Source organism: Microbacterium sp., assembly GCF_051860965.1.
Lineage (GTDB): Bacteria > Actinomycetota > Actinomycetes > Actinomycetales > Microbacteriaceae > Microbacterium.
This window is the reverse complement of the sequence record NZ_JBIMKU010000001.1, coordinates 319,879-339,885: the sequence shown is the minus strand read 5'-3', so window position 1 is coordinate 339,885 and position 20,007 is coordinate 319,879. Positions and strand designations below refer to the sequence as shown.

Genomic DNA, 20,007 nt, shown 5'->3' with positions numbered 1-20,007 from the left:
GCTCACGCGTCCCGGTCGAATCCCATCGCGTACGCGCGCGCGAAGAGGGACCCCGCCGCGCCGGCGAGCATCGCCGTGACGACAGCGCGCCGTGCGGCGTGCGCGAGCGGCTCGAGAGGGCGACCCAGAGCGGTGTTGAGGCTCGCGAGGGATGCCGCGGTGCGCGCACTGCGCACACGTCTGTGCTCCCACCGGCGCAGTGCCCGCTCGGGCGCGTGGCCGGCCCGTACCCAGTCGGCCAGGAGCGGCGCGAGCGTGACCGCGTCGAGCAGGCCCAGGTTCATGCCCTGCCCGCCGATGGGGCTCACCTCGTGGGCCGCATCGCCGATCACGAACACGCGGTCCCGGCGCATCTGCGCTGCCGTGAACCGGCGTACCCCGAAGCCCGTCGCGGCGGTGAGAGCCGTGGCCGCGGTCACCTCGCCCCGCATCCGGAGAGCCGTCCGCAGCCTGTCCGTGCGCGCGTCCGCAGAGTCGTCGGCCTCGGGGTCGTCCCACGCGACGAACCTGCGCGCGCCTCCGGGCAGGGGGAAGGACTCGAGCACGCCCGATCGATCGAGGTTGACGACCGCCACCTCGGCATCGGCACGGGGCTCCACGGCGACGTCGGCCATGAGGTAGCGGTCCCGGTACTCGTGCGCTCGCGGCGACCGGTAGACGAGGCCGCGGGCGCCCGCGCCGGAAGCGACGACGACGAGCGGGGCCTCGACCTCGGTCAGGTGGCCCGCGACGCCGGCGCGCACCCGGACGCGATCGCCCCGCGGCTGCACGGCGAGCACCTCCGCTCCGCGGAGGGGTTCGGGCATCCCGGCCGACAGCGCGGCTTCGGTCGATGACTGCGGCAGCGTCGCGACGAACGGGAACCGCATCGACAGCCGATCGAACCGGACCACGCCGACGCGCCGGCCGTCGACGCGCGCCTCGCCCCGCGGGACCCGCTGCGCGTGCTCGAGCAGACGCTCCGTGAGCCCGGACGCTTCGAGCGCGGCGAGCACGGGAGCATGGATGCCGATCGCCCGCGATCCGCCGCCGGCCCGCGGGCGCCGTTCGTACACCTCCACGGCGACGCCGCGGCGGTGAAGCTCGCCGGCGAGGAGCATGCCCACCGGCCCCGCTCCCACGACGACGACGTCAGGCACGGCCGGCTCCGACAGCCAGGACGCGGAACGGGGCCGGTGTCGAGACCGACCAGTCCCCGGGCGCCGCGTCGTCGAGCAGCGACTGGAGTTCGACCCGGGTGAAGCTCCGGCGGATCGATCTCAGGCCGTCGGTGCGCAGGAAGGTCCCCGGCGCGAAGGGGGTCACCGCGAGGGAGTAGAGCCCGTACGCGAGCCGGCCGCGGGCGATGTCGCCGTGCGCGACGAGTCCCGATGACAGCGCCTGCGACTCGGCGAGGAAGGTCAGCAGCCCCCCGTCGAGGTGATGCAGCACGTGGTTCGACACGACGGCATCGAACGTCTCGCCGCGGGCGACCAGGGCCGCGGCATCCGCGCATTCGAATCGGATGCCGGCGGCGGCGTTCTCCGCCGCGACGGCGTGGGCGCGGGGGTCGGGATCAGCGCCCGTCCACTCGACGTCGAGGCCGTCCCGCCGGGCGAGCGCGGCGAGGCGGAGGACGAGGTCGCCGCCGCCCGAGCCGAGGTCCAGCACGCGGGCGGGTCGCCCCAGGCGCGCGAGAAAGGGGCCGAGGTGGGCGCGATACACGACTCCCCACGCCGAGATGAGGCGGTTGATCGTCTCGAAGCGGCGCAGGGTCGCATCCAGACGCTCGGGGTCGCAGTCGGGGTCGTCCATGAGCTCGCGCAGCTCGTCGTCGCGCACGCTCAGGTTCATGCGCCGGCACCTCGCTTGGTCACGAGCGCGGATTCGACGGTGAGGCCGGGTCCGAACGCCAGGGCGGCGATCGCGGCGCCGTCGGCGACGCCCGCATCGTGCAGGAGCGAGCGGAGGATGAAGAGGATGGTGGCGCTCGACATGTTCCCGTACGCGCTGAGCACGTCGCGCGAGGGCTGCATGGCCTCGGGGGCGAGGTCGAGTCCGGTCTCGACGCGGTCCAGGATGCTGCGGCCGCCCGGGTGGACGGCCCAGGCATCCGGCGCCTGCCCCGAGAGGAACCCGTCCACGGCACCGCGGATCTCGCGCCCGATGATGCGCGGCACCTCAGCCGACAGCACCATCTCGAACCCGCGATCTCCGATCGTCCAGACCATGTCGCTCTCACCCTCGGTCGTGAGGGTTGTCGCGAAGCGCTCCAGCTCGAGCCCACCCGCCCGGCCGACTCCGTCGCGCGCCGTCACGACCGCGGCCGCCGAGCCGTCGGCGAACACCGAGGACGCGACGATCTGCTGCGAGTCGGAGGATCCGGTGATGTGGAGCGTGCACAGTTCCGTGCAGACGACCAGGACGACCGCGTCGGGCTGCGCGACCGTGATCCGCGACGCCAGCCGCAGAGCGGGGAGGGCGGCGGCGCAGCCCATGAAGCCGATGTTGTAGCGCTCGACGGCCGGCGAGAGCCCGAGGTCTCGCACGAGCCGGTAGTCCGGTCCGGGTGCGAAGAATCCCGTGCACGAGACCGTGACGACGTGCGTGATGGCGGATGCCTCGACCTCCGCCTCCTGCAGGGCGGCGCGTCCCGCCTCGGCGGAGAGGCCCGGGGCGAGCGCAGCGTAGACGTCGTTGCGCGCGCCCGTCGTCGGCGAGAGCAGCACCCGGTCGGCGCCGACGAAGTCGACGCCCGCGGGACCGGGGACGCCGTCCGCGGCGTCCGCCAGCTGTGTCAGCACGGTATGGCGCCGATCGATGGCGGCAGAATCGAACGAGGCCCCGATGAGCCGGCGCGCCAGTCGATCGAGTCCCGGCTGCGCCGCGAAGAAGTCCCGGATGCGCGTCTGCTCCACGGCGGCCGAGGGAACGGCGGTGCCGATCGAGACGATGCGTGCGGCCATGGTGACAATCAATCACGGTTCCGGGCCGAATCGGTCCTCCCGCGGGATTTTCCTTCCTACGGGTTGGCTGTACGGTCGGTCCATGCGCATCGCCGGCACGGGCCGTTTCGTCTTCATCACGCAATGGGTCGCCGCGGTAGTGCTGCCGGCCTTCTTCTTCGTGGGCCGTGCTTTCGTCGGGGCGGATGCCGGCTGGCTCGCCGTCATCGGCGTCGTCTACGGCTTCTTCCTCATCCTCCTGATGCTCCTGCCGCCCTTGCTGACGGTCTTCGATCGCGACGTGCGCGCGCGCAAGGCGACGCGCCACTGGTACGACATCGCGACCTTCGTCCTGTGGGGCGCGTTCCTCGTGGCATCCCTCACCGTGCCCGACGCCGGCGACAGCGGCTCCGTGAACACGGCGCTCACGAACTGGACGGGCGGCGCGGTGTCGAACGACGCCGCCGCCGTCATCTGCGGGATCGCGGGCATCGTGATCGGCATCGCCTACCTCGCGACCTTCGTTCTCGCGATCATGGGGATCGTGCGGGCGGGCCGCACCGTCGCCGCGCCCGCCTGAGTCAGCGGTCGTCGACCGACGGCAGCTCGCGCATCGCCCAGAACGGCCCGAACACGACGAAGGCCGCCGACAGCAGCTGACCGGTCGCGCCGATCCACATCGTCGCCACCACGCCGAGCCACTCGCCGAGCGCTCCCGCCGCGAGCGCGGCGATCGGCATGACCCCCCACACGACGAAGCGGATCGACGCGTTCATGCGGCCGAGCAGGCGCGGGGGAGTGATCCGCTGCCGGAAGGTCACCTGCGTGATGTTGTAGAGCAGCACCGTGAACAGGCCCACGAACCCCTGGACGACGAGCAGCGGGAAGGCGATCGCCGGCACCATCGCGGCCACGGGGAGCAGCAGGGCGATGATCGAGAACGCGATCGCGCTCACGGGGATCGCGCGGGCCTCGCCGATCCAGGCGACGATCCGGGGCGTCGCGATCGCGCCGAGCAGGCCGCCGACGGCGCTCAGGGCGAAGATGACGCCCATGCTCTGCGCCGACAGGCCGAGCTCGCGCAGGATGAAGATCGGCAGCAGGGTGAACGAGATCGTGCTGAAGAGGTTCGACACGCTCGTCGTGCCCACGATCCGCCGCAGGTAGCGGTTGCCGAAGACCCACGCGAGTCCTTCTCTGATCGAGCGGATCAGCGGGTCGTGCTCGTGCTTCTCGGGCACCCTCTCGTTGTCGCGTGCGACCGAGAGGAACACGAAGGACGCGAGGTAGGTGCCGACCGTGATGAGGATCGCGACGGGCGCCGTGAGGATGCCGATGAGCCAGCCGCCGGCGGCGGGACCGACGATCCCCGCGAGCTGCGACGTCGACTCGAACTTGCCGTTCGCCTCGGCGATCTGGTCGCTGCGCACGAGCGACGGCACGACGCTCTGGTACGACACGTCGAAGAACACCGTCGCAACGCTCACCACGAGCGCGACGGCGTACAGGTGCCACATCTCGAGCGAGCCCGCCCACCACAGCAGCGGGATGCAGCCCAGAGCGAGCGCGCGCACCAGGTCGGCCCACACCATGACCCGGCGCTTGCGCATCCGGTCGATCCAGGCGCCGGCCGGCAGTCCCACGACCAGGAACGCCGCGGTGCCCGCCGCGTTGAGCAGACCCACTTCGAACTCGGTCGCGTTGAGGAACAGCACCGCGAGCACGGGGATCGCGAGTTCGGTGATCTGCGCGCCGAACTGCCCGAACGCCTGGCCGCTCCACACCGTGAGGAAGTTGCCGTCGCGCCACAGCGAGGGCCTGTGGCCCTTCTCCGGGGGTGCGGCGATCGCCTGGTCCGCCTCGACGGCGTCGTCGACGCGGCCGGGGGAGAGGGGGGTGGATGCCTCCGCCCGCGCCTCGGCGCGGACCTCGGCATCCATCGCCTCGTCGTGCGACGCATCGGGTGATTGGGACATGCCAATCAGTCTGGGCGACTGATTGGGGAATGTCAATCAGTCGCGGTAAGGTCGATCATGGCCACTGCAGGAGATGAGGAACCGATCGCCCCCTCCGACAGTGAGGACGCCGATCTCCAGGCGAAGGGCCGCGCGCTGAGCTCGCCGCTGCGCATGCGCGTGCTGCGGCTGTGCGCCTTCGAATCCCGCACCAACAAGGAGCTCGCCGAGCTGCTGGGCGTCAACCCGGGCACGATGCTGCATCACGTTCGCACCCTCGTGAACACGGGATTCCTCGTAGCCGAGCCGCCGCGCACCGGCGCCCAGGGATCGCGTGAGGTGCCGTACCGCGCGACGGGCCTGTCGTGGACCACGCCGATGCCCAACACGAGCTACGTGCTGGTCGAGACCTTCCTGCAGCAGATCGCCGGACTCGAATCCGAGGACATCGACACCGCGTGGCTCGGACTCAAGCTCAACGACGCCCACAAGAAGGAGCTCCTGGATCGCCTGTTCGGGCTCATCATCGAGTTCAAGGAGCGCGGACCCGACGCCGACGGCGCGACCTACTCGCTCTTCACGGCGTTCCACCCCGACGTGAATCCCCCCGCGCCGGCAGAGCCGACGACGTGAAGAAAGGAGATTCTCCCCGGAAAAGGATGTTCCGGTCGGATTCATCCTTCTCTCAGCGCGTTCTCCTTCAGCCGCGGCGCTAGCGTCTACGCATGACCATCGCGACGGCCGACCTCTACGACGAGCGGGGCGAGGAACTCGATTCGCTCTCGCTGCCGTTCCACGACATCGGCGGTCGTGTCGCCTTCGACGGCCCGATCCGCACCGTTCGCTGTCACCGCGACAACGCCCTCGTCAAGACCGTGCTCGCGACCGCGGGCGACGGTGCGGTGCTCGTGATCGACGGCGCAGGCTCCCTCGAGTCCGCGCTCGTGGGCGACCTCATCGCGGCATCCGCCGTCGCGAACGGCTGGGCCGGCCTCATCGTGCACGGCGCGATCCGCGACCGTGCGGCGATCGCCGCACTGCCGCTGGGCGTCAAGGCACTCGGGTCCAATCCGCGCAAGAGCGCGAAGGACGGCGTCGGAGAGGTCGACGAGCCCGTCACGATCGCCGGGGTGACCTTCACGCCGGGTCGCCACGTCTGGGCCGACGCCGACGGGATCCTCGTCGAGCGTTGACGCGGCAGGGGCCGCGGCAGATGCTGGGGTCATGACCGGTTTCCACGCAGACCACGCCTTCAGCGGCTTCTCCATCGCCGACGCGAAGGCCACCCGCGAGTTCTATGCCGACATCCTCGGCATCGAGGTGCACGACAACGAGATGGGGTTCCTCGAGCTGCACCTCGAGTCGGGCGCGACCGTCCTCGCCTACACGAAGCCGAACCACGAGCCGGCGGCCTTCACGATCCTGAACTTCCCCGTCGACGACATCGACAGCGCCGTGGACGAGCTCAACGCGAAGGGGGTCGTCACGAAGATCTACTCCGACGACGAATTCGCCACCGATGCGAAGGGCATCGCGCGCGGCGGCCCGGGGCGCGGACCCGACATCGCCTGGTTCCGCGACCCCTCGGGGAACGTCCTCGCCGTCCTGCAGAACTGACGCACGGATGCCCCGCCCTCCGAAGCCGGGAGGACGGGGCATCCGGAACCGTCGTCAGCCTGCGAGCGCCTCGCGCAGCTTGACGCGTGCGCCCATGCGCAGGAGCGAGTTCTGGTAGATCCGCGCGCCCAGCAGGATCGCCGCGACGCAGGTCGCGATGAGGATCGCGAGCGACAGCAGCGGCTCCCACCACTCGGCCTGCCCGAGGAACATGCGCATCGGCATGCCCACGGGGGCCGAGAACGGCACGTACGACATGATCGTCAGCACCGTGGGGTTGTTCCAGAAGAAGATCACCAGGAAATACGGAGCCATGATGAGCAGCAGGAGCGGCGTCGTCGTCGACCCGATGTCCTCCATGCGCGAGACCATCGACGCGGCGGCCGCGAACAGCGCCGCGAGCAGGATGAACCCGAAGAGGAAGAAGATCGCGAACCACGCCAGCGGCGCGCCGAGTCCCTGCAGCAGCTCGGTCTGGCCGGTGACGGTCAGCCCGACGACCGCTATCGCCGCGAGGATCAGGATCTGACCCATCGCGAGGATCGTGTTGCCGATGACCTTGCCCGCCAGGAGCGCGCGCGTCGGGATCGCCGAGATGAGCAGCTCGACGACGCGCGTCTGCTTCTCCTCCACGACGCTCGCGGCGATCGTCGAGCCGAACGTCTGCGCCGAGAACAGGAAGATGATGCCGAACCCGATCGCGGCGATGTAGCCGAGGAAGTTCGTCGCGTCCTCGGGGCTGAGCAGCTCGGTGGGAGGCAGCTGGGCGAGCTGCAGCAGCAGCGTCGACGAGACGTCGCTCTCGGCGATGACGGTGAAGCCGGTGGGCGACGCGGAGTCGCCGACGATCGCGGCATCCACGTCCCCGGCGGTCACCAGCGCTTCAGCGGCGGCGCGGTCGTCGACGGCGGTGATGTCCAGCCCGCCGGCGTTCTGGACGTACTGCTCGGCATCGGCGGTCACCGCGACGGGCGTGCCGGTGTCGTTCTTGGCGGTGAACCCGAGCCACACGACGCCGATGAGGGCGATCGCGAAGAGGATGCCGAACGAGATCAGGAATGACTTGCTGCGCAGCTTCGAGCCGATCTCGCGTTCGGCGACGAGCCACGTGCTCTGCGCGAAGGTCGGGGTCTGGGTCTGGGTGGGAGTGCTCACTGGATGACCTCCTTGAAGATCTGGGCGAGGGTGGGATGCTGCGGCGCGAAGCTCGCGACATCCCCCTGATCGACGGCTCGGCGGAGCACGCGCTGCGCGGTCTCGTCGGTGTCGGCGTCGAACACGGCGTAGCCGCCGTCGAAGTCGACGACCTCGATGCCCGGCTCGTCGCGGAGCCACCCGGCATCGCCCGACGACACCAGCTCGAACCGGCGGTTCGAGTGCTCTGCGCGCAGAGCGTCGCGAGCGCCGGCCGCGCGGATCGTGCCGCCCGCGATGATGACGAGGTCGTCGCAGAGGCGCTCGACGACGTCGAGCTGGTGCGAAGAGAAGAGCACGGCGGTGCCGGCGGAGGCGCGCTCCTGCAGCACGCCCGCGACGACGTCGACGGCGAGGGGGTCGAGCCCCGAGAACGGCTCGTCGAGGATGAGCACCTCCGGGTCATGCACGAGGGCCGCAGCGATCTGCGCGCGCTGCTGGTTGCCGAGCGAGAGCGTCTCGACGTTGTCGTCCAGGCGCTCGCCGAGTCCGAGCCGCTCGAGCAGCGCCGTCGCGCGGGCCGTGGCATCCGGCTTCGTGAACCCGTGCAGCCGCGCGAGGTAGACGATGTGCTCCAGCACCTTCATCTTGGGGTAGAGGCCCCGCTCCTCGGGCATGTAGCCGAACCGCCGGCGGTCCGCGGCTGTGATCGCGGCGCCGTCGAGTGCGACCGCGCCGTCGTCCTTCGCGAGCACGCCCAGCACGATCCGCATCGTCGTCGTCTTGCCCGCGCCGTTGCCGCCGACGAAGCCCGTCAGCCTGCCCGGCCGGACCTCGAACGACACGTCGTCGAGCACGCGCCGCCCTCCGTAGCTCTTCGTGATTCCTGTGAGTGTCAGCATGCCTCCACCGTACGGAGGGCGCCCGCCGAGCGGATCCCCCCGAGGGCGGAGATCGCGCTTCATGCGGTGGAATAGATTCCGGATGCCGATGCTTGCACCTGAATGGAACGTCCACGGTGGTCCCCACCGGGACCTCTTTCTGTTTAGGAGCGAAGAACCATGACCGACCGGACCATCGGCTACATCGTCGGCAGCATCTCGTCGACCTCGATCAACCGTCGCCTCGCGAAGGCGCTCGAGCGTCTCGCGCCCGAGGGAACGACCCTCGTCGAGATCCCGATCAAGGACCTCCCCTTCTACTCTCCCGATGCCGACGCCGACTACCCGCAGGTGGCACGCGACTTCAAGCAGGCCATCGACGACGTCGACGGCGTCATCATCGTGACGCCCGAGTACAGCCGCTCGATCCCCGGCGTGCTCAAGAACGCCCTCGACTGGGCGGCCCGCCCGTGGGGCCAGGGCTCGTTCAACGGCAAGCCGACCGCCGTCATCGGCACGTCCGGCGGCCCCATCGCGACCGCGGCCGCGCAGCAGCACCTCAAGGCGATCCTCAGCCACTACAACGCCCCGACGCTCGGTCAGCCCGAGGGCTACGTGCAGTCGACGCCGGGCCTGTTCACCGACAGCGGCGAGGTCACGAACGACCAGACCGCCGAGTTCCTGGTCGGCTACCTCGAGGCGTTCGGCGCACTCGTCGACCGCTACACCCGCGAGCCCGTCGCCGCCTGACGCGCAGCACCCCGCCGAGTGCACTGCCCGCTGTCGAGTGCACGGGTTCGCCGACGCCGGCGACCCGTGCACTCGGTGCGGACCCGTGCGCTCGGCGCCACACGCGGAGCGGGGGCCTCAGGCCAGCCCGTGACGGTGCGCGTAGACGACCGCCGCGACGCGATCGCGGGCGCCGAGCTTCTGCAGCACGTTGGAGACGTGGGTCTTGACCGTCGCCTCGCCGATGTAGAGCTCTCGTGCGATCTCGGCGTTGCTCATCGCCTGCGCGACGAGGAGGAGCACCTCGCGCTCGCGGTCGGTGAGATCCACGACCGGTGCGTCGATCGGCGCGACGGCGGCCGTGTGCGCTGAGGTCGGCTCCGGTCCCCCCGCGAACCGCTCGATCACGCGCCGCGTCACCTCCGGGGCGAGGAGGGCATCGCCCGCCGCCGCGACGCGCACGGCCGTCACGAGGTCTTCGGGTCCGGCGTTCTTGAGCAGGAAGCCGCTGGCCCCGGCATCCAGCGCACGGAACAGGTAGTCGTCGCGGTCGAACGTCGTGACGATCACGACGGCGGACGCGATGTCGGGATCCGCCACGATCCGCCGCGTCGCCTCGATCCCGTCGACACCGGGCATCTGCACGTCCATGCAGATGACGTCGGGATGCAGAGTGGATGCCGCGGCCACCGCCGCGTCGCCGTCCGCCGCTTCACCGACCACGACGATGTCGTCCTGCGCCTCGAGGATCATGCGGAACCCCGCGCGCATGACGGCGTGGTCGTCCACGAGCAGGACCCGCAGCGCCGAGGTCATACGAGCACCCCTGCTCGCACGGGCACGCGCATCCGCACGAGGAAGCCCCCGCGGGCGCGCGGGCCGACCTCGATCGTGCCGCCCGACGCCGCGGCGCGCTCCCGCATGCCCACGATGCCGAGACCGGGTCGGGATGCCGGGGCCAGCGAGCGGCCGGTGCTCACGACCTCGAGCTCGAGCGCCGACGGCTCGTAGCGCAGGCGCACGTCGGCCGCGGCATCCGGTCCGCCGTGGCGCCGCGCGTTCGTGAGGGCCTCCTGCGCGACGCGATACACGTTCACCTGCACGACGTCGGGCATGTCGACGGGGTCGCCCACGACCGCGAAGGTCGTCGGAAGGCCGTTCTCGCGCGCGTGCGCGACGAGGTCGGCGAGGTCGTCGAGCCGCAGGGTGGAGCCGTCGACCGGCTCGCCGCCCGGGCCGCGGAGCGTCTCGAGCAGCTGACGGAGCTCGGTCAGCGCCGATCGTGCGGACTCCTCGACGCCCACGAGCGCGGTGCGCGCGGCATCCGGATCCCGCTCCATGACGGCACGGGCGGCACCCGCCTGCACGCCCATCGCCGAGACATGGTGCGCGACGACGTCGTGCAGCTCGCGCGCGATCCGCACGCGGTCGAGCGCGACGGCCTGCGCCGCGGTGACCTCGCGTTCGCGCTCGAGCTCGGCGGTGCGCTGCTCGAGCGCCGCGAGCTGCAGCGCGGAGGCATAGGCGCGGTCGCCCATGTAGTAAGAGCCGCCGAAGAACGCGATGTTGACGAGGAACTGCATGAGCATGAAGGCGACGAACGGCGAGAAGATGCCCGCGCGCGAGAGCCCCTCGTCCGTGGGGGCGGTCGCCGACTGGAAGGTCGTGACGAGGAGCCAGACGAACATGCCGACGATGATCAGCACGCGCACGAGGGTCGCGCGGCGCCGGTCGTCGACCCAGGCGCCGACGGTGAACACCGCGATGAAGAGCGCGATGTTGCCGACGTACATCTCGGGAACGCGCAGCGTGCCGCCGAAGAAGAAGGCGGCCGCGACGACGACGGCGACGACCTCGGGATAGCGGCGCCGGAGCGCGAGCGGGGCCGTGACGGCGACCGCGTACACGAGCGACCACTCCATGCCGGCCGTCTCGTCGCCGTAGATCCCGGCGACGGAGCCGAGCGCGGTGCTGATGACCGCGCCGACGAGAAGTGCGGCGGCGAGCGCCACATCGTTGCGCAGGCCTTCGCGGGTCACCGGTGGCCGGACCGCAGGCGGCGGTGAGATGGCGGGTGTCGACATCCCTCCACGCTACGGGGGAGGGCGGATGCCGGCATCCCCCGCACGGCGGATCTACTTGCTATTGACAAGTTAGCTTGTCTTTTGCAAGTATCATCTCATCGCCGAGGATGGCCCCCGGTGAACGACCGGCAGGAGCCCGTCATGACCAGCATCTTCGTCAACATCCCGACGACCGACCTCGAGCGGGCGAAGGGCTACTACACGGCCCTCGGCTGCGAGATCAATCCGCACTTCACCGACGAGAACGCCGCCTGTCTCGTCTGGAGCGACGACATCTTCTTCATGGTCCTCACGAAGGAGTACTTCTCGACGTTCACCGACAAGGAGTTCGCCGACCCGAAGACCCACGCGCAGGTGCTGATCTCGATCAGCCGCGACTCCCGCGAGGCTGTCGACCAGACGATCGATGCGGGTATCGCGAACGGCGGGACGGCGCCGGGCGACCCCCAGGACTACGGCTTCATGTATGCGCGCGACCTCATCGACCCCGACGGCAACGGCATCCAGTTCATGTGGATGGACCCCGCCGCGGCCGAGAAGGGCCCCGAGGCGTTCATGGCGGAGCAGGGCCAGGCGTAGGTGGCCTCCCGCAGCTACGGGCAGTACTGCGGGGTCACGAGCGCCGTCGAGCTGATCGGCGAGCGGTGGGCGCTGCTCATCGTCCGCGATCTGCTCGTCGGTCCGCGTCGCTACACCGACCTCAAGCAGGGGCTCCCCAAGATCCCGACGAACATCCTCTCGACGCGGCTCAAGGAGCTGCAGGAGGGCGGCGTCGTGCGGCGCGTGCCGCTCCTGCACTGCGGCCTGGTCTACGAGCTCACACCGTACGGCCGCGAGCTCGAGCCGATCGTCCTGGCGTTGGGGCGTTGGGGCTTCGCGGCGATGGGCGACCCCGGTCCCGATGACGTCGTGACCGTCGACTCGCTGACGATGGCCCTGCGGACGGCGTTCCGGGCGGATGCCGCGGCATCCCTCCCTTCCGCCGTCTACGACCTGCACGTCGGCGACATCGTGCTGCGCGCCGACGTCGACGGAGCAGACCTCGTCGTCGCCCAGCTCGCGCCGGCCGGTCGACCCGTCACGCCGGGCGCACCCCGCCGGGCGGGCGAGCCCGACGTCGTCTTCGCGGCTGGCCCCGGCATCCGGCGTGTCATCTCCGGCGAGCTGTCGCCCACCGAGGCGATCGACCAGGACGTCCTGGCCGTCGTCGACGGCGATGCGACGCTGCTCGAGCGCTTCGCCGAGACGTTCTTCATCGACACCGCGGGTCTCGCCGCGGCCTGAAAGGAGCCGGCCATGACCGGACGCATCACGATCGACCTCTTCACCACCCTCGACGGCGTCGCCCAGGCGCCGGGCGGACCCGACGAGGACACCTCCGACGGCTTCCGCTGGGGCGGCTGGCAGGCGCCGATCTTCGACGACGTCATCGGGGAGCGCGTCGGCGCGGGTATCGCGAGCATGGACGCTCTCGTGCTCGGCCGCCGCACGTACGACATCTTCTCGGTCTACTGGCCGCAGCACGTCGACAACCCGATCGGGAGGAGGTTCGCCGAGATCCCGAAGTACGTGGCGTCCCGCACAGGCGTCGAGCTGTCGTGGGAGGGCTCGTCCCTGCTCGGCCCCGACGCGCCGGCGGCCGTCGCGGCGCTGCGCGAGCGACACGACGACATCCACATCATCGGCAGCATCGACTTCGTCCACTCGCTCCTGGCCGCAGAGGCCTACGACGAGCTCAAGCTGTGGGTGCATCCGATCGTGCTGGGCGAGGGACGCAAGGTCTTCCCCGACGGCGCGACCCCCGCGAACCTGAGGCTCATCGCACCGCCGGTGTCGGGCGGCTCGGTCGTCGAGCTGCGCTACGCCCCCGCAGGCGTTCCGACGACGGGAGAGATGTCACCCGACTGACCGGCGTGGGGCGATGGATGCTTCGACCCTCCGCGCTAGCGTGCGGCTGTGGCCGAGGCATCCATCGTCGAAGATCAGCGCCGTCGTTCCGTCCCCGCCGGGGTGATCATGGTCGGCATGGCCGCGATCGCGTGGTGGCCGGCCTTCACGCTGGGTGCGTGGAAGGAGATCTTCTTCGACGACATCCTCGCGCTCTGGGCCGCGTCGACCGCCGCGTTCGTCTTCGTCCTGGTCGAGCGCAAGCCGGTCGGAGGCAGGCTGGCGCGGGCGTTCGTGCTGCTGCTGCCCTCGCTGTGGCTCCTGCTGAATTTCGTGGTCGACGATCAGACGGAGGATCTCGGCGTCGCCCTGCTCGATCTCGCCGGTCTTCTCGCCGTGATCGTCGGCATCCCCTTCACCCTGTGGGTGCTCGTGCGCATCGTCTGGCCGGATTTCGCCACCGAGACCCGCAAGCGGACGAAGTGGCTCATCGTGATCGTGGTGCTCGGCGTCGCGATCGCAGCCTTCGTCCTCGGCCTCAACCAAGCGCGGTTCCTCACGTGCGAGGACTTCGCGATCAGCGGCAACTCCGAGCCGCCGGGATGCGTGCACGCCGATTAGAAGATCATCGGGCGGTCGTCGTCGTCATCGTCGGGGCCGGTGAGGTCGAGGTCGACGACGACCGGGACGTGATCGCTCGGGAGCTCGCCCTTGCGTTCGTCACGATGGATGGATGCCCCGGCCACCGCTTCGGCGACCGCGTGCGAGCCGAGGACGAAGTCGATGCGCATGCCTTCGTTGCGCGGGAAGCGCAGGCGCTTGTAGTCCCAGTAGGTGTAGCCGGTGGGCACGAGCGGACGCACGACGTCCTGCAGGCCCGCCGCCTCGAGCGCGGCGAACGCCTCGCGCTCGGGCCCCGACACGTGCGTCGAGAAGCCCTGCACGACCGTGGGGTCGCCGTTGTCGGCGTCGGTCGGGGCGATGTTGAAGTCGCCGACGAGGGCGAGTGCGAGATCCGGATTCTGCGTGAGCGTCTGCGCCGTATAGCCGCGGAGCGCCTCGAGCCACTCGAGCTTGTAGAAGTAGTGCGGGTCTTCCAGTGCGCGGCCATTGGGCACATAGAGGCTCCACACCTCGACCCCGCCGATCGTCGCCCCCAGGGCACGGGCCTCCTGCGGGGCATCCGGCCCTGTGTGATCCTTCGCGAAGCCGGGCATGCCCGGGAACGCGTGCCGTACGTCCGTCGGCTGCTCGCGGCTCGCGATCGCGACCCCGTTCCACTGCGAGAACCCGTGCGCCTCCACGTGGAACCCCGCGTCTTCGAACGCGTCGAACGGGAACTGATCGACCTTGCACTTGATCTCCTGCATCGCGAGTACATCGATGTGCTCGCGCACCGCGAAGTCGACGATCCGGTCGACGCGGGCGCGGATCGAATTGACGTTCCAAGTGGCCAGGCGCATGGCATCCAGCCTAGGGTCGACCGCCGACGCGTCACGCCCGGCGTCCGTAGACTCTGACGCATGACCGCCGCCTCCACTCCCGAGCTCGAAGCCGACCGCCAGTACCTCATCGCCCTCATCGAGGACGAAGCGGTCTTCCACGGCGACTTCACCCTGTCATCCGGCAAGCAGGCGACGTACTACGTCGACATGCGCAAGCTGACGCTCGACCACCGTGCCGCCCCGGCGATCGGGCGCATCATGCTCGACCTCATCCGCGACGTCGACGGCATCGTCGCGGTCGGCGGACTCACCCTCGGCGCCGACCCGATCGCGAACGCCGTCATGCACGAGTCCACGCGCACGCACCGCCCGCTCGACGCTTTCGTCGTGCGCAAGGAGCCGAAGGACCACGGTCGCGGCCGCCAGGTCGAGGGGGCGGATGTCGCCGGCAAGCGCGTCGTCGTCGTCGAAGACACCTCGACGACCGGCCAGTCGGCACTCAAGGCCGTCGAGGCGCTGCGCCGCGAGGGCGCCGAGCCCGTCGCCGTCGCCGTGATCGTCGACCGCAAGACCGGTGCCCAGGCGGCCGTCGAGGCCGAGGGCCTCGCGTGGCTCGCCGCGATCGACCTCGACGACCTCGGGCTCGAGCCTCAGTAGCTGCGAGCGCGCCTGTTTCCGGCGAGGGCGCCACGACGATCGTGGAGCCGATGGCGGAAGATGGAGCGGGCGGTGGCACCCGCTCGAAGCGTCAGTCGTCGGGCTTGCCGCGGCTGCGCCACCACTGCCAGACGAGCACGACGATCGTGCCGAGCAGGATGACGAACGTCGTCGCGAAGAGCAGGTTCTGCTCGAGGGCGTTCATGAGGGGCGCACTCCGTTCGCGGCATCGGTGACGATCTTGGCGACCCGTGCCGCGCGGGTCTCGGGGCGCCGTGCCATGTCGACGTTCGAGATGCCGAGCTTGCGGGCCGACGGCGGGAAGGCGTCCCACGCGGCGCGGGCCGCGGGATCGGCGTCGAGACCCGCGGCCAGGTCGTCGGGCTCGCGCAGAGCCTCGGCGTTGTCGAGGATCGTCCACGACCCGTTGGCCTTGGCGAGCTCGACGGCGGCGCGACCGGCGTCGGTCATGAGCCCCGCCGCTTCGAGCTCGATGAGGCGCGCCTTGTTCGTCGCCGCCCATCCGCTCATGGGCCGGCGGGGTGCGAACCAGAGTCCGCCGCGCTCGGCGTCGAACGAACGGACCGGGCCGTCGATCCAGCCGAAGCAGAGCGCGTGTCGGATCGCGTCCTCGTACTCGACGAGCTTGAGCCCTGAGCCCGGGCGCGGCCGCACGAGCCATGCGCCCTTCGCGACGCGATGGTTCTCGACGAGCCATGCGCGCCACGCCGCGGAATCCGCCGCTTCGACACGTTCGCCGTCGTCCAGTGCACCCACACCGCGACCCTATCGCCGACGGGCGACATGGGATGTCAGAGGATGTCCGTCTCTTCGGCCTCGACCGGGTCGGGCGACAGGAGGTCGGCGACGGACTGCACGATCTCGTCGGGACGGAACGGGAAGCGCTCGATCTCGGCCGTGTCGCTGATGCCGGTCAGCACGAGCACGGTGTGCAGGCCGGCCTCGATGCCGGCGACGACGTCGGTGTCCATGCGGTCGCCGATCATGCCCGTGTTCTCGGAGTGCGCGCCGATGCGGTTGAGCGCGGAGCGGAACATCATCGGGTTCGGCTTGCCGACGACGTACGGCTCCATGCCTGTCGCCTTCGTGATGAGCGCCGTGATCGCTCCCGTGGCGGGCAGCACTCCGTCGACCGAGGGGCCCGTGGCATCCGGATTCGTCGCGATGAACCGTGAGCCGGCGCCGATGAATCGGATCGCCTTCGTGATGGCCTCGAACGAGTAGTTGCGCGTCTCGCCGACGACGACGTAGTCGGGGTCGGTCTCGGTCATGATGAACCCGGCCTCGTGGAGTGCCGTGGTCAGACCGGCCTCGCCGATGACGAAGGCCGTTCCCCCGGGCATCTGACTGTGCAGGAAGTCGGCCGTCGCGAGCGCGGAGGTCCAGATGGACTCCTCGGGCACGCGGAGCCCCGAGGCGCGCAATCGCGCGGAGAGATCGCGCGGCGTGAAGATCGAGTTGTTCGTGAGCACGAGGAACGGCGTGCCCTGATCGCGCCACTGCTGCAGCAGCTCGGCGGCGCCCGGGATCGGCGTGTTCTCGTGCACGAGCACGCCGTCCATGTCGGTCAGCCAGCATTCGATGTCGGCGCGTGTCCGCATGCCCGTCAGCCTATCGGGGTGGGGGCGCGGGATGCCTCGGTGAGAGGCGTAATGTCGGATCGTGCCGCGCGCCCCTTGGAGCCTTCCCGACCTCACGGGTCGCACGTACCTCATCACGGGCTCCAACAAGGGCCTGGGCTACTTCTCGGCCGAGCATCTCGCACGCGCCGGCGCCCACGTCGTCATGACGGGCCGCCATCCGAACCGTCTCGCCGCGGCCCGCGCGGCGCTTCATCGCCGCAATCCCGACGTGGCCTTCGACCAGGTCGAGTCGCTCCTGCTCGACACGAGCAACCTCGGCTCGGTGCGCGCCGCCGCCGCGACCGCGAAGGTGCGGGGCGCGCTCGACGGTCTGCTGCTGAACGCGGGGATCGTGCATCCGCCCGAGCACCGCGAGACGACCGTCGACGGCCACGAGGTCGTCTTCGCCACGAACGTCCTCGGGCACTTCGCACTGGCGGGCGAGCTGCTGCCGATCCTGGCCGCCGCGTCGGGCCGCATGGTGTGGCTCGGCAGCATGTCGACGTCGATGTGGCCGTACAACCCGGTCGATCCGCAGCTGGTGGACGGATACTCCGCGTGGCGCGCGTACGTGCAGTCCAAGATCGCGACCACCGCGCTGGGGCTCGAAGCGGATCGTCGGCTGCGCGAAGCGGGTGTGCCGGTGCGCAGCGTCGTCGCGCATCCCGGATACTCCACGAGCGGCCGCACGGCGGGCATCGCCGGCGTGAACGAGCCGACGAAGCTCACGCGCTTCACCGACAACCTGCAGGCCGTCATCACGCAATCGAAGGAGGACGGCGCGCTGCCCCTCGTCCAGGCGCTGGCCGGCGACGGCGTCGAGGGCGGCTCGTTCTGGGGCCCGCGCTTCGTCGCGACCGGCGCGCCGCGGGCGGCGAAGCCGTCGCGCATCACGCGGTCGCGCGAGATCGGCGAGCGGCTGTGGACCGCCGCCGAGGAAGCGACCGGCGTGCACTGGCCGTTCGCCGCCGCCGCGAACGGCGTCCCTGAACCCGACTGACTCCGTCGAACGCCACGACCACGACGCCGAGTTCGAGGAAACGATCGGGGTCGGCGCAGCTCCCGCTAGGCCGTGAGCCAGATCGCCTGCGCGGCGCCGGCGGGAAGAGCGACCTCGAGGTCGCCGACGCGCAGGGTCGCGGCATCCTTCACCGTGACGTCGGCGCCCACCTCGACGCCCGCGATCTCGACGGCGCGCAGGAGTTCGGGGTCGCGATCGCTCACGCGCAGCACGCGGCCCTCGTGTCCGGCGGGCGCGGCGGCCAGGAGCACGAAGGGTTCGCGGTGCACGGTGCCCGCGGCATCCGGAATCGCATCGCCGTGCGGGTCGAAGCGCGGACGCCCGAGGCGCTCGTCGATGCCCTCGAGCAGCCGGTCGCTGATCGCGTGCTCGAGCACTTCGGCCTCGTCGTGCACTTCGTCCCACGCGTAGCCGAACTCGCGCACGAGCCAGGTCTCGATGAGGCGATGGCGGCGGATGATGGCGGCCGCGCGCACGTCGCCGGCGTAGGTGAGCGAGACGGGTCCGTACGGGCGGTGCGAGACCAGGCCCTGCGCGGCGAGCTTCTGCACCATCTCCGTCACGCTCGAGGGAGCCAGCCCGAGCTCGGTCGCGAGCTGCGACGGTGTGATGCGTTCGCTCTGCCACTCGGTGTGGTGGTAGATCGTCTTGAGGTAGTCGTCGACTGCGGGGGAGGCCACGCTCCAGGCTACCGAGTCACGCCCCGGTCAGAACGAGCCACAGCAGCACGCCGTTGAGCGCGATGAGGAAGACGGATGCCGCGATCCCCGCGATCGTCGTGCCCAGGCGATTGCGGTGCTCGCCCAGCACGCCGCGGTTCGCCGTCAGTGCGACCAGCGGGATCAGCGCGAACGGGATGCCGAACGACAGCACCACCTGGCTCAGCACGAGCGCGAGCGTCGGATCGAAGCCGATCGCCAGGATCGCGAGCGCCGGCACGAGCGTGATGAGCCGGCGCACGAGCAGCGGGATCCGCACCCGCAGCAGACCGTGCATGATCTCGGCGCCGGCGTACGCGCCGACCGAGGTGCTCGCGAGGCCGCTCGCGAGCAGCCCCACGGCGAACAGCGTCGCGACGAGCGGACCGATGCCGTCGCGCAGCGCCGCGTACGCCCCCTCGAGCGAGTCCGTGCCGGGGACGCCCGCGAGATTCGCGGCGGCGAGCAGCAGGATGCAGAGGTTCACGGTGCCGGCGATGAGCATCGCGATCGTGACGTCCCACTTGGTCGCGCGCAGCAGGCGCGGCGTCGAGATGCCGCGCAGGCGCTCGAGTTCGGGCGCGGGCACCCGGACGTTCGCGGCGGCGGGCGCGAAGCGGTCGCGCGCGAGCGCGCTGTGCGCGTAGATCGCGTGCGGCATGATCGTGGCGCCGAGGATGGATGCCGCGAGCAGCACCGATTCGGTGCCCTCGAAGCGCGGGACGAGCCCGCCCACGATCGCCGCAGGGTCGGGCGGGCCGATGAAGACGCCGAACGTGAAGCCGATCGCGATGATCGCGACGAGCCCGATCACGACGAATTCGAATGTGCGGGCACCGCGCCGGGACTGGATGAGAAGCAGCGCGATCGAGACGACGCCGGTGATGACCCCGCCCCACACGAGGGGGATGCCGAAGAGCAGGTTGAGGGCGACCGCCCCGCCGATGACTTCGGCGATGTCGGTCGCCATCGCCACGAGCTCGGCCTGCAGCCAATAGGCGCGCCTGCCCCACGGGCTCCGGATGCGCTCGCCCAGCGCCTCGGGCAGGCTCCGCCCCGTCACGATGCCGAGCTTGGCCGACAGGTACTGGATGAGCCACGCCATGACATTGCCGATGACGACGACCCACACGAGGAGGTAGCCGAACTTCGCGCCCGCCGTCATGTTGCTCGCGACGTTGCCGGGATCGAGATACGCGACTCCTGCGACGAGCGCAGGGCCGATGAGCCACGCGAGGCGGGGGGTCGTGCGTGCGTGCTCCACACCGAGCACGGGAGATTTCGGCATACCGAAAACGTACCGCACGAACCGGTGTCGAGAAAGACGCATCC

At 70.5% G+C, this 20,007-nt stretch carries 24 protein-coding genes; 11 read left to right on the top strand and 13 right to left on the bottom strand.

The window, feature by feature from the left end; all coding sequences use genetic code 11:
- Positions 1-2 precede the first annotated feature (2 nt).
- From ACTIFV_RS01515 to ACTIFV_RS01505, 3 genes are read right to left on the bottom strand one after another with little or no spacing between them, the layout of a single operon-like run.
- A complete protein-coding gene (locus ACTIFV_RS01515) occupies positions 3-1,139 on the bottom strand; it encodes an FAD-dependent oxidoreductase (protein ID WP_439591040.1) in 1,137 nt (378 codons plus the stop codon).
- Positions 1,132-1,833 (bottom strand): methyltransferase domain-containing protein, encoded by a 702-nt coding sequence (locus ACTIFV_RS01510; RefSeq protein ID WP_439591039.1) that lies wholly within the window; start codon positions 1,831-1,833, stop codon positions 1,132-1,134. Before ACTIFV_RS01510 ends, ACTIFV_RS01515 begins: the two co-directional genes overlap by 8 nt.
- The gene (locus ACTIFV_RS01505) at positions 1,830-2,945 is read right to left on the bottom strand and encodes a type III polyketide synthase (RefSeq protein WP_439591038.1); all 1,116 of its coding nucleotides are present in this window, start codon (positions 2,943-2,945) and stop codon (positions 1,830-1,832) included. Before ACTIFV_RS01505 ends, ACTIFV_RS01510 begins: the two co-directional genes overlap by 4 nt.
- A gap of 82 nt (positions 2,946-3,027) precedes the next feature.
- On the opposite strand from ACTIFV_RS01505, the gene ACTIFV_RS01500 reads away from it, so the two are divergent.
- On the top strand, positions 3,028-3,504 hold the full coding sequence (locus tag ACTIFV_RS01500) for a hypothetical protein (protein WP_439591037.1): 477 nt from the start codon (positions 3,028-3,030) through the stop codon (positions 3,502-3,504).
- A 1-nt stretch (position 3,505) separates the two neighbouring features.
- Here ACTIFV_RS01500 and ACTIFV_RS01495 read toward each other — a convergent pair whose 3' ends face one another.
- Entirely contained in the window at positions 3,506-4,900 is a 1,395-nt protein-coding gene (locus ACTIFV_RS01495) for an MFS transporter (protein WP_439591036.1), read from the bottom strand.
- Positions 4,901-4,957: 57 nt separating this feature from the next.
- Here ACTIFV_RS01495 and ACTIFV_RS01490 point away from each other — a divergent pair, with 57 nt between their 5' ends.
- The 3 genes from ACTIFV_RS01490 to ACTIFV_RS01480 all read left to right on the top strand — a co-directional run bounded on the left by ACTIFV_RS01490 (position 4,958) and on the right by ACTIFV_RS01480 (position 6,496).
- Positions 4,958-5,512, top strand: coding sequence for an ArsR/SmtB family transcription factor (locus tag ACTIFV_RS01490; protein ID WP_439591035.1), 555 nt, complete (start codon positions 4,958-4,960; stop codon positions 5,510-5,512).
- A gap of 92 nt (positions 5,513-5,604) precedes the next feature.
- The gene (gene rraA, locus ACTIFV_RS01485; RefSeq protein ID WP_439591034.1) at positions 5,605-6,072 is read left to right on the top strand and encodes a ribonuclease E activity regulator RraA; all 468 of its coding nucleotides are present in this window, start codon (positions 5,605-5,607) and stop codon (positions 6,070-6,072) included.
- 31 nt (positions 6,073-6,103) lie between these two features.
- Positions 6,104-6,496: a VOC family protein gene (locus ACTIFV_RS01480; RefSeq protein WP_439591033.1), complete on the top strand. Its 393-nt coding sequence runs from the start codon at positions 6,104-6,106 to the stop codon at positions 6,494-6,496.
- 54 nt (positions 6,497-6,550) lie between these two features.
- Here the strand turns inward: ACTIFV_RS01480 and ACTIFV_RS01475 are convergent, their stop codons facing one another.
- Both ACTIFV_RS01475 and ACTIFV_RS01470 read right to left on the bottom strand, forming a co-directional pair.
- On the bottom strand, positions 6,551-7,651 hold the full coding sequence (locus tag ACTIFV_RS01475; RefSeq protein ID WP_439591032.1) for an ABC transporter permease: 1,101 nt from the start codon (positions 7,649-7,651) through the stop codon (positions 6,551-6,553).
- Positions 7,648-8,532, bottom strand: a complete 885-nt coding sequence (locus ACTIFV_RS01470) for an ABC transporter ATP-binding protein (protein WP_439591031.1) — start codon at positions 8,530-8,532, stop codon at positions 7,648-7,650. The genes ACTIFV_RS01475 and ACTIFV_RS01470 overlap by 4 nt, the downstream gene beginning before the upstream one ends.
- A gap of 159 nt (positions 8,533-8,691) precedes the next feature.
- Here ACTIFV_RS01470 and ACTIFV_RS01465 point away from each other — a divergent pair, with 159 nt between their 5' ends.
- Complete coding sequence (locus tag ACTIFV_RS01465; RefSeq protein ID WP_439591030.1) at positions 8,692-9,261, top strand: NADPH-dependent FMN reductase; 570 nt, start codon at positions 8,692-8,694, stop codon at positions 9,259-9,261.
- Between the two features lie 117 nt (positions 9,262-9,378).
- Here ACTIFV_RS01465 and ACTIFV_RS01460 read toward each other — a convergent pair whose 3' ends face one another.
- Together ACTIFV_RS01460 and ACTIFV_RS01455 are read right to left on the bottom strand one after the other, a co-directional pair.
- Positions 9,379-10,056, bottom strand: a complete 678-nt coding sequence (locus ACTIFV_RS01460) for a response regulator (protein WP_439591029.1) — start codon at positions 10,054-10,056, stop codon at positions 9,379-9,381.
- Positions 10,053-11,324: a sensor histidine kinase gene (locus ACTIFV_RS01455; protein WP_439591028.1), complete on the bottom strand. Its 1,272-nt coding sequence runs from the start codon at positions 11,322-11,324 to the stop codon at positions 10,053-10,055. The genes ACTIFV_RS01460 and ACTIFV_RS01455 overlap by 4 nt, the downstream gene beginning before the upstream one ends.
- 141 nt (positions 11,325-11,465) lie before the next feature.
- Here ACTIFV_RS01455 and ACTIFV_RS01450 point away from each other — a divergent pair, with 141 nt between their 5' ends.
- Genes ACTIFV_RS01450 through ACTIFV_RS01435 form a run of 4 tightly spaced genes read left to right on the top strand, consistent with a single transcriptional unit; the run spans position 11,466 to position 13,832 of the window.
- Positions 11,466-11,903: a VOC family protein gene (locus ACTIFV_RS01450; RefSeq protein WP_439591027.1), complete on the top strand. Its 438-nt coding sequence runs from the start codon at positions 11,466-11,468 to the stop codon at positions 11,901-11,903.
- On the top strand, positions 11,904-12,608 hold the full coding sequence (locus tag ACTIFV_RS01445; RefSeq protein ID WP_439591026.1) for a winged helix-turn-helix transcriptional regulator: 705 nt from the start codon (positions 11,904-11,906) through the stop codon (positions 12,606-12,608).
- A 12-nt stretch (positions 12,609-12,620) separates the two neighbouring features.
- Positions 12,621-13,232: a dihydrofolate reductase family protein gene (locus ACTIFV_RS01440; protein ID WP_439591025.1), complete on the top strand. Its 612-nt coding sequence runs from the start codon at positions 12,621-12,623 to the stop codon at positions 13,230-13,232.
- Between the two features lie 48 nt (positions 13,233-13,280).
- Positions 13,281-13,832, top strand: a complete 552-nt coding sequence (locus tag ACTIFV_RS01435) for a hypothetical protein (protein WP_439591024.1) — start codon at positions 13,281-13,283, stop codon at positions 13,830-13,832.
- On the opposite strand, the gene ACTIFV_RS01430 is transcribed toward ACTIFV_RS01435, so the two are convergent.
- Positions 13,829-14,674, bottom strand: coding sequence for an exodeoxyribonuclease III (locus tag ACTIFV_RS01430; protein ID WP_439591023.1), 846 nt, complete (start codon positions 14,672-14,674; stop codon positions 13,829-13,831). The genes ACTIFV_RS01435 and ACTIFV_RS01430 overlap by 4 nt on opposite strands.
- A gap of 60 nt (positions 14,675-14,734) precedes the next feature.
- On the opposite strand from ACTIFV_RS01430, the gene pyrE reads away from it, so the two are divergent.
- Positions 14,735-15,313, top strand: coding sequence for an orotate phosphoribosyltransferase (gene pyrE, locus ACTIFV_RS01425; protein WP_439591022.1), 579 nt, complete (start codon positions 14,735-14,737; stop codon positions 15,311-15,313).
- Positions 15,314-15,514: 201 nt separating this feature from the next.
- On the opposite strand, the gene ACTIFV_RS01420 is transcribed toward pyrE, so the two are convergent.
- Positions 15,515-16,090: a YdeI/OmpD-associated family protein gene (locus ACTIFV_RS01420; protein ID WP_439591021.1), complete on the bottom strand. Its 576-nt coding sequence runs from the start codon at positions 16,088-16,090 to the stop codon at positions 15,515-15,517.
- 35 nt (positions 16,091-16,125) lie between these two features.
- Positions 16,126-16,935 (bottom strand): HAD-IIA family hydrolase, encoded by an 810-nt coding sequence (locus ACTIFV_RS01415; protein ID WP_439591020.1) that lies wholly within the window; start codon positions 16,933-16,935, stop codon positions 16,126-16,128.
- A gap of 61 nt (positions 16,936-16,996) precedes the next feature.
- Here ACTIFV_RS01415 and ACTIFV_RS01410 point away from each other — a divergent pair, with 61 nt between their 5' ends.
- Positions 16,997-17,956: an SDR family NAD(P)-dependent oxidoreductase gene (locus ACTIFV_RS01410; RefSeq protein WP_439591019.1), complete on the top strand. Its 960-nt coding sequence runs from the start codon at positions 16,997-16,999 to the stop codon at positions 17,954-17,956.
- A gap of 65 nt (positions 17,957-18,021) precedes the next feature.
- Here the strand turns inward: ACTIFV_RS01410 and ACTIFV_RS01405 are convergent, their stop codons facing one another.
- Together ACTIFV_RS01405 and ACTIFV_RS01400 are read right to left on the bottom strand one after the other, a co-directional pair.
- Positions 18,022-18,657 carry a metal-dependent transcriptional regulator gene (locus tag ACTIFV_RS01405; protein WP_439591018.1) on the bottom strand — a complete coding sequence of 212 codons (636 nt, stop codon included), beginning with the start codon at positions 18,655-18,657 and terminating at the stop codon, positions 18,022-18,024.
- A gap of 16 nt (positions 18,658-18,673) precedes the next feature.
- Positions 18,674-19,963, bottom strand: coding sequence for an Nramp family divalent metal transporter (locus tag ACTIFV_RS01400; protein WP_439591017.1), 1,290 nt, complete (start codon positions 19,961-19,963; stop codon positions 18,674-18,676).
- Between the last annotated feature and the right edge of the window lie 44 nt (positions 19,964-20,007).

What these genes read in the sequence shown, in the direction of transcription:
- ACTIFV_RS01510 (WP_439591039.1), bottom strand. Translation starts at nt 1,833, where the DNA reads ATGAACCTGAGCGTGCGCGACGACGAGCTGCGCGAGCTCATGGACGAC.
- ACTIFV_RS01505 (WP_439591038.1), bottom strand. Translation starts at nt 2,945, where the DNA reads ATGGCCGCACGCATCGTCTCGATCGGCACCGCCGTTCCCTCGGCCGCC.
- ACTIFV_RS01500 (WP_439591037.1), top strand. Translation starts at nt 3,028, where the DNA reads ATGCGCATCGCCGGCACGGGCCGTTTCGTCTTCATCACGCAATGGGTC.
- ACTIFV_RS01495 (WP_439591036.1), bottom strand. Translation starts at nt 4,900, where the DNA reads ATGTCCCAATCACCCGATGCGTCGCACGACGAGGCGATGGATGCCGAG.
- ACTIFV_RS01490 (WP_439591035.1), top strand. Translation starts at nt 4,958, where the DNA reads ATGGCCACTGCAGGAGATGAGGAACCGATCGCCCCCTCCGACAGTGAG.
- rraA (WP_439591034.1), top strand. Translation starts at nt 5,605, where the DNA reads ATGACCATCGCGACGGCCGACCTCTACGACGAGCGGGGCGAGGAACTC.
- ACTIFV_RS01480 (WP_439591033.1), top strand. Translation starts at nt 6,104, where the DNA reads ATGACCGGTTTCCACGCAGACCACGCCTTCAGCGGCTTCTCCATCGCC.
- ACTIFV_RS01470 (WP_439591031.1), bottom strand. Translation starts at nt 8,532, where the DNA reads ATGCTGACACTCACAGGAATCACGAAGAGCTACGGAGGGCGGCGCGTG.
- ACTIFV_RS01465 (WP_439591030.1), top strand. Translation starts at nt 8,692, where the DNA reads ATGACCGACCGGACCATCGGCTACATCGTCGGCAGCATCTCGTCGACC.
- ACTIFV_RS01460 (WP_439591029.1), bottom strand. Translation starts at nt 10,056, where the DNA reads ATGACCTCGGCGCTGCGGGTCCTGCTCGTGGACGACCACGCCGTCATG.
- ACTIFV_RS01455 (WP_439591028.1), bottom strand. Translation starts at nt 11,324, where the DNA reads ATGTCGACACCCGCCATCTCACCGCCGCCTGCGGTCCGGCCACCGGTG.
- ACTIFV_RS01450 (WP_439591027.1), top strand. Translation starts at nt 11,466, where the DNA reads ATGACCAGCATCTTCGTCAACATCCCGACGACCGACCTCGAGCGGGCG.
- ACTIFV_RS01440 (WP_439591025.1), top strand. Translation starts at nt 12,621, where the DNA reads ATGACCGGACGCATCACGATCGACCTCTTCACCACCCTCGACGGCGTC.
- ACTIFV_RS01430 (WP_439591023.1), bottom strand. Translation starts at nt 14,674, where the DNA reads ATGCGCCTGGCCACTTGGAACGTCAATTCGATCCGCGCCCGCGTCGAC.
- pyrE (WP_439591022.1), top strand. Translation starts at nt 14,735, where the DNA reads ATGACCGCCGCCTCCACTCCCGAGCTCGAAGCCGACCGCCAGTACCTC.
- ACTIFV_RS01415 (WP_439591020.1), bottom strand. Translation starts at nt 16,935, where the DNA reads ATGCGGACACGCGCCGACATCGAATGCTGGCTGACCGACATGGACGGC.
- ACTIFV_RS01400 (WP_439591017.1), bottom strand. Translation starts at nt 19,963, where the DNA reads ATGCCGAAATCTCCCGTGCTCGGTGTGGAGCACGCACGCACGACCCCC.